Source organism: Cohnella laeviribosi DSM 21336 (assembly GCF_000378425.1).
GTDB classification, from domain to species: Bacteria; Bacillota; Bacilli; order Paenibacillales; family Paenibacillaceae; genus Cohnella; species Cohnella laeviribosi.
The window spans coordinates 10425-17477 of sequence record NZ_KB899864.1 but is presented as its reverse complement, the minus strand read 5'-3'; the positions used below and the strand labels follow the sequence as shown (position 1 = coordinate 17477).

Below are 7053 nucleotides of genomic sequence, written 5' to 3'. Positions count from 1 at the left end.
ATCTATCTGAACAAGTACGAAACCCGTGCAGAAGCCGAGAAAAGCATCTTCGAGTATATTGAGGTCTTTTACAACAATGAACGTATCCACTCGTCGATCGGATACAACACGCCAGCTGATTTTGAACGCCAATACTACTTTAATGCGCTAAATCAATAAATTCTGTGTCTACTATCTTGACAGAGGTCCAGAAAGACAAAAACAGTGAAGGGAATGACCAAGCGGGAGGCAGAAAAGGAGCTGGCAAAGTTTGTTGTAGAGGTTGAATCTGGGGAGTATATTGACCCCGCCAAAATGACGTTCGAGGCCTTTGTTGAGGAATGGTATACAAAGTATGCCAAGAAAGAGATTAGCCCGAGGACATTGGACATATACATGCGTTTCATCAAAAACCGCATTCTCCCCGTTTTTGGTCATATGCGCCTGGACCAAATTAAGCCTTTCCACATCGTAAAGTTTCTCTCCGAATTGTCTGATGAAGGTAGCCGTCACGATGGCAAGCACGGCCGGTTATCTTCTGGAACGGTTCACTACCTATACCGCGTACTTAACAATGTGTTGTCCCGCGCCGAAGAATGGAAAATCATAAAGAAGAACCCGGCTTCCGATGTCAAAAAGCCAAAGGTTACTTACAAAGAAGTGGAGGTTTATACCGAGGAAGAGGTAGCAGCACTATTTAAAGCCCTGGAAAATGAACCGATCCATTGGCGAATGATGATTACCCTTGCAATAACAACAGGTCTGAGACGAGGCGAGATAGTTGGCCTGGAATGGAAGCATATAGACCTGGATAATGGAACGCTAGAAGTATAGCAAAGTATATCAATGATGGTCAACGGTGAGCCGATCATAACGGAACCTAAAACGAAAAAATCAAAACGGAAAATAAGCCTGCCTGACGCATTGATCGACCAGTTGAAAGAATACTATCTTCACTGCCGCAAAGTACGTTTACAGATGGGGGACAAGTGGCGTGGAGGCGATCATTTCTTTGTGTTCTGTAATCCAGATGGCAAGCCATTCTATCCAGAGACTCCATACCTGCATTTTCGATCTTTCCTCAAAAAGAACGGCCTGCGGTACATCCGCTTCCACGATCTTCGCCACACTTCCGCAACCTTGCTAATTAACCAGGGAGTCCATGCGAAAATCATTTCGGAGCGGCTCGGACACGCCAGCATAACCACAACCATGAATGTCTACGGCCACGCGCTCCAATCCGCTGATAAAGAAGCGGCCAACAAATTCAATAGCATCATTCCCATGAAGAATAAAAAAGCGTAAGGAACCGCGGCAGCAGCTCCTTTTTTCGTCAACAATTCGTCAACAATTCGTCAACAACTCGCTTTTCAGGTGGTCAAAAACCTTTATATATCAAGCACGCAACGCTTTCTATATGCCCCGTATGCGGGAACATGTCCACCGGCTGCACCTCGACCGTCCGATATCCGCCGTCCTCCAGCACCCGCAAGTCCCGGGCGAGCGTGGACGGGTTGCAGGATACATACACGACACGAGCCGGGCGAAGCTGCAGAATAGTTTCCAGCAGCTTGGCGTCACAGCCCTTGCGCGGGGGATCAACGACGATCACGTCGGGCTTGATCCCCTCCGCTTGCCAACGCGGAAGCACGACTTCGGCTGGGCCGACGGCAAATTCGGCGTTGAAGATGCCGTTAAGCGCCGCGTTGCGGCGGGCGTCCGCGATCGCTTCCGGGACGATCTCGACGCCGTAGACGCGGCGAGCATGGCGGGCGAGGAACAGCGTGATCGTACCGATGCCGCAGTAGGCGTCGATCACCGTCTCCTCGCCCGTTAACGCGGCGTACTCGACTGCGGTCCGATACAGCTTTTCCGTTTGCTGCGGGTTGACCTGGAAAAAGGAGCGGGCGGAAATGGCGAACTCAATGTCGCCGATCCGGTCGTAAATCGCTTCTTCGCCCCACAGGACGCGGGTTTCTTCACCGAACACAACGGAGCTTCGCTCCGTATTGATGTTCTGGCAAATGCTCGCGACGCCCGGGATTTGCCGGCGGATGAGCGATACGAGCTCGTCTTTGTGCGGCAAATCCCGTCCGTTCGTGACCAGCACGACCATGCGCTGCCCAGTCGCCTCCGCGTGGCGGATGACGACATGGCGCAGAAGGCCGCGGCCGGTCTCGCGATTGTAGGCGCTGTAACCTAACGAGCGCGCAATCGCCTTTACGGCGCGAACGGTTTCTTCATTTGGCTCCTGCTGGATCAGACAAACGTCCATGTCGACGATTTGGTGGCTGCCCTGCTCGTAAAAGCCGCCGATCAGCCCGCCCTCTCCGCCGCCGATCGGCACCTGCGCCTTGTTGCGGTAGCGCCAAGGATCGGGCATGCCGATAACGGGGTGGACAATGACGGGCGGGCGCGAAGACTCTGCGGGGGCGCTTTCAGCCTCGTTGGCAGCGACTTGAGTATTCGGAAGGTTTCCCGAAACCGAGCCTGCGTCAGTCACGCCGGCGGCTCCGCTTTCTGCCGTACCTACCGTCTGGTTAACATCATCGGCGGCATCCTTGCGGGCGATGCCGGTCCCCGGCTTGTCGGGACCGCCGCTCGCCTCGTCCAGCGGCACGACCGGCAGCTTGCCGATGCGCGCCAGATTGTCCGCGACGTACTGCCGCTTCCAGCGCAGCTGCGCCGCGTAGTCCCAATGCTGCAGCTGGCAGCCGCCGCATGCGTCATAGATCGCGCACGGCGCGGCGATCCGCTCCGCGCTCGGCTTCACCAGCGCGGTCATCCGCGCGCGGCCGAACGATTTGCCGACGCTGACGACGGCGGCACGGACGCGGTCGCCGGGCAGCGCCCCGCGAACAAAAAGGGTGTAGCCCTCCACCCGGACTACCCCTTCCCCATCATGCGTCAAGCCGATCACGTCGGCTTCGATCGATTGTCCCGCTTCAACCGGCAACCCGGTCGGACGCTCCTGCGCGCGCCCCGCGCGCTTTCTTTGTTGATGACGCATTGTCGCCTTACGCTCCGTTCCTTTTCCTTAATGATCCGTAAAAGGGTCCGTACTTCTGCTGAAACGTTCATGCCGCTCATGTACCGGTGCCGTTCTCCTGCTGCGATGCCGGCCAACCTTGACTGGCGGAAGCCTCAAAAAGCAATGCATATTCCCTATGCCGACATCGCTCCCACCCGCTGTGTGCCATGCGGCACGGATAGGCGGAGCCGATTTTGACCTGCGACCGTGTTAGACACCGGTGAATCAAACGCCGGGAACGGCACTTCGCCTTCCATTTACCCCTGACGCTCCGGTCCCTTCTCTTCACCCACCAGCACCGACAAATGCGACGGCAGCATCGTGAACGAGCAAGGCAGCTCGCCGCCGAGCTCGCCATCCAGATTGAGCTGGACGCGGTCCTCCGATTCCACCTGAATCCGGTTCGTCTGAAAGTGGATAATATGCGAATCCGAAATATGATCACCGCGCAGAGCGAGCGTGGCCAGACGGATCATTTCCGCAAGGTTGCATTTTTTCATAATAATCACGTCAAAAAGACCGTCATCGGTCGCCGCCCGGGGAGCCAGCTTGTCGAAGCCCGCTACGGTATGGCTGTTGGCGATGAGGAACAGCATATAGTCGCCTTCCATATCCTCGATGCCTTCCGCCCGGATCCTCAACCTTGTCGGACGAAAACGGGTGATGCTCTCGAAGCCTTTGATGTAGTAAGCCATATGGCCGATCATCGTTTTTAGCTTGCTGGGCACCTCATACGAAATCTCGGTCAAAAAGCCTCCGCCGGCTATATTAATGAAAAAATTCCCGCCCGCAAGTCCGATATCGACCGGACGTTCATGGCCTCGGATAATCACATCCACCGCGTCTTCCCAGCGCCTCGGTATGCCGTGCGCGCGTGCGAAGTCGTTGCTCGTTCCCATCGGCAAAATGCCGAGCGACGGCCGTTTTTCATGGCGGCACAAGCCGTTGACGACCTCGTTCAGCGTGCCGTCTCCGCCCGCCGAAATCACGATATCGAATCCGCGCTCCACCGCTTCCGAAGCGGCTGTGACAGCATCGCCCCTGCTTTCCGTCGCGTGGCACGACGTTTCGATCCCGCCCTGCTCCAACCGCTGCAAGATGGAAGGAAGCCGGCGCCGCATCTCTTCCCTCCCGGATGTCGGATTGTAAATTAACCGGGCTCTCTTGTACGTCAACTTGCTCCCCCTCTTTTGCATTGGCATGACAATATCAACGTTTCCGGTTTTTCGGTTGTCAAAACCATCGGGTTCCATCCAGGTTCGGCGAAAATCCGCGTCTTCATCTGCGCAACCGCGCGCAGCGTTTTTTTCAAGCCACGATCGGCCAAAAAGAACTGCAGCCGTAGTCATCGCCTTACGTTGTGCCATCGTTCTCCATGCCTGCATCGCCCGTACGCTTGAGCTGCTCCAACCATTCCAATGCCTGGCGCACGATCCAGTCCGTCACGCGGGGATGCGGTATGATCGATCCCGGCACATAGGCGCAGCCGAGACCGGCAAGCCGCTCCGGAACGACCTTGGCCGTAAAATACCCCCCGCTCACAAAAGCCGGGACCGCCACGATCCGGCTCCCCGGCCGCCTGTTCCGCAGCCGCTTCGCCTGCTGCGCCACCAGATCCGGCCGCAGCGTTGCGGCGGCGGCGTCCGCAAAGCCGACCCGCTCCGCGATCCGGTCGGCCAAGCCGCGAAGCTCCCGTTCCCAAGCTTCGCAAAACCACGGCTCGTCGCTGCCATGGCCGATGACGAGCAAGCTCTCGTCCGCAGGGTTCGCCGACGCCCGCGCGGCCAAATCCGCCAGCGCATCCGCCACCTCCGGATCGTTGGCCAACGGCCTCCCGTACGTGAGCCGGGCACGGACCCGCATCCGTTGCAGCTCCGTTTCCCTTCGCGGCTTCGGGTAGGCGCCGAGCGCCCAGCCGATTTCGTCGACATGCGTGCTGCCGGTAGAAAGAAAAAGCGGAATCGCGAGCAGATGCGTGACGCCCGCCGCTTCGAGACGGTCGATGCCGTCCTGAATGAGCCGTCCTTCCACCAGTTCCAAATAAGCGCCCTCAACCTCGACGGCGGTTCCCTCGCCGGCTGCGCCCTGAACGCCGGATTCCTCGCCAGTCGCAATGCTTTCAACGGCTCGCTCATCTGTCGCACCTTCGACTCTTGAACGGCTGCCGACCGCTCGCTCGTCGGTTGAACTTCCCCCAGTCGCACTTCCGTTAACGGCTCGTACAACAGCCGTACTGCCGCTATCCGCTCGCTCACCGGCCGCGTTTCCGTCAGCCGCCCGCTCGTCGGTTGCTCGCCCGGCGCACGCCCCTTCGTCGCCTACGCCTTTGGCGGCGGCATCGGCGTTACGGCCGAACGCAGTCTGGGTCTTCCGGCCCCCCGGCTGCAGCCCGGACAGCGCCCGCCTTGCCTCGGCGACCGTTTCCTCTACACGCTCCACCCATTCCTTCTCTCGGGAGCCGTGACTGATAACCAATATTCCGGGCTTCACAAGCCGCACACCTCTTTTTCGGAAAAACCGCGAAACGCCGACCGTTGTAAACCTTCCTTGTTAATGCTAGCGAAACGTTAACCTAATGTCAACGAACTCGAAACGACGAACTCGCGCGTCTCGAACCCATGCATGCGACAGCCTTGCTCACGCATACACGATGCCAGGCCCTGACCTGGATCCACGCATACGCGTCCCCAGTCCCTAATTGATTCTCGTGCATATATGACGCCAATCCCTAACGATTATCATGTTTACACGACGCCAGTCCCTAACCGAATCTGCATGCATACGCAACGACAGTCCCTGACCGGATCATCCATGCATACCGCAACGCCAATCCTGTTCGGCCCGGGACCCATGCGCATCGGCGTCCTCCCCGGAACCGAAGCCGCATCCGGCACACCGCTCCCCCACCGCCAACCTCGCCACTCCCGCGCAGGCGCAAAAAAGAACCGACAGACGCGAAAGCGCCCAGCGTTTTGGCGAAAATGGCTTATTTGTTGGACGTAAGGAACGGTTCAATTGCTCCTGTTTCTCGGCGATCACCTTCCTTTGCCTATTTCTTTCACTGTACATACCCTAACACTGAATCGTTGATTTTGAATCGGCATACGGGATTCGCTAAGTCCCGTTCCATGACCGGTATTTACTCTACTTTTCGTCTTTTCGCCTGAAGAATTTTCTTGAATATGGAACCGAATTCACCGGAACATACCGCATGGTTCGGCCATTTGCCGAATGCACCGGGGCAAGCAGGTCTTTATCTGCCAGCGACCGAAGATTTGCAGTTGCCGTTTTGCGATTGATGGCCAGCTTGCGTGCCGTAAAAACGGGGGTGAGCTCATCCGGCCGTTCCGCCGCAAGATGCAAAATCGCCCGTTCATATACATTTAAAGGGATATCCTCTTTATCGCTTGCGCCCGACCATTTCGCCAGCCCTAACAGCAACGTTTGTTGACACTGCCTGGGCCTCTCCAGAATATAGTCACGAGTAAAGCGCAGCAGGTTCCAGCCATCGATCAACAAATGATTTTGCCGCTCCATATCATCGCCGTATTTCCATCTGCTTACATCCCGAAAATGGGTTCCGAAACCGTCGGCTTCAATTAGCATCCCGCTTCCCCGGGGCGGCAGATAGGCAAAATCGCAAAATCGGGTTCCGTCTTTAAAATCGCGAACCTCGTATTCCGGATGCAAAAATTTCAGGTTCCCGACAGCCGGCCACCACACTTTTTCCAAAAACAACTTCTCCAGATAGCCATGGTCTTCCTTAATCTTTCTTCTTCGTTCTCCCCGCGCATTTTTGATCGCCTTTTCCATCATCCGTCCGTACGCCTGTTCAAAAAGTTCCTCCATTTCCGCTTCTCCTCCTGTAAAACAAAATGGCCGTCCATTCGGAAAACTCCGAACGAACGGCCTATTCTTCAGGTCCGTGATTTGCGATTATGGAATCATTATAGTACCTTATGGGAAAAGTATCAATTCCTTCCTTTCTCTTTGCCACCACTCCCGCTGCTGACCCGCCATGTAGTCCGCCCAGTACCCTTCTT

General features: G+C 56.5%; 5 protein-coding genes and 1 pseudogene. 2 read left to right on the top strand and 4 right to left on the bottom strand.

Annotation, left to right across the window (positions count from 1 at the left end; translation table 11 throughout):
- Positions 1 to 159: IS3 family transposase (locus F560_RS25310; RefSeq protein ID WP_019007663.1), on the top strand; the 159-nt coding region annotated here is incomplete at its 5' end.
- 54 nt (positions 160 to 213) lie between these two features.
- Positions 214 to 1284 (top strand): annotated as a pseudogene (locus F560_RS26655) (site-specific integrase).
- Between the two features lie 73 nt (positions 1285 to 1357).
- Here the strand turns inward: F560_RS26655 and rlmD are convergent.
- The 4 genes from rlmD to F560_RS24755 all read right to left on the bottom strand — a co-directional run bounded on the left by rlmD (position 1358) and on the right by F560_RS24755 (position 6859).
- Complete coding sequence (gene rlmD / locus F560_RS0120765) at positions 1358 to 2989, bottom strand: 23S rRNA (uracil(1939)-C(5))-methyltransferase RlmD (protein WP_019007660.1); 1632 nt, start codon at positions 2987 to 2989, stop codon at positions 1358 to 1360.
- A gap of 278 nt (positions 2990 to 3267) precedes the next feature.
- Positions 3268 to 4206 carry a diacylglycerol kinase gene (locus F560_RS0120760; RefSeq protein ID WP_033396515.1) on the bottom strand — a complete coding sequence of 313 codons (939 nt, stop codon included), beginning with the start codon at positions 4204 to 4206 and terminating at the stop codon, positions 3268 to 3270.
- A gap of 157 nt (positions 4207 to 4363) precedes the next feature.
- Complete coding sequence (locus F560_RS26015; RefSeq protein ID WP_019007658.1) at positions 4364 to 5500, bottom strand: sirohydrochlorin chelatase; 1137 nt, start codon at positions 5498 to 5500, stop codon at positions 4364 to 4366.
- Between the two features lie 654 nt (positions 5501 to 6154).
- The gene (locus tag F560_RS24755; protein ID WP_019007657.1) at positions 6155 to 6859 is read right to left on the bottom strand and encodes a hypothetical protein; all 705 of its coding nucleotides are present in this window, start codon (positions 6857 to 6859) and stop codon (positions 6155 to 6157) included.
- Positions 6860 to 7053: the final 194 nt, after the last annotated feature.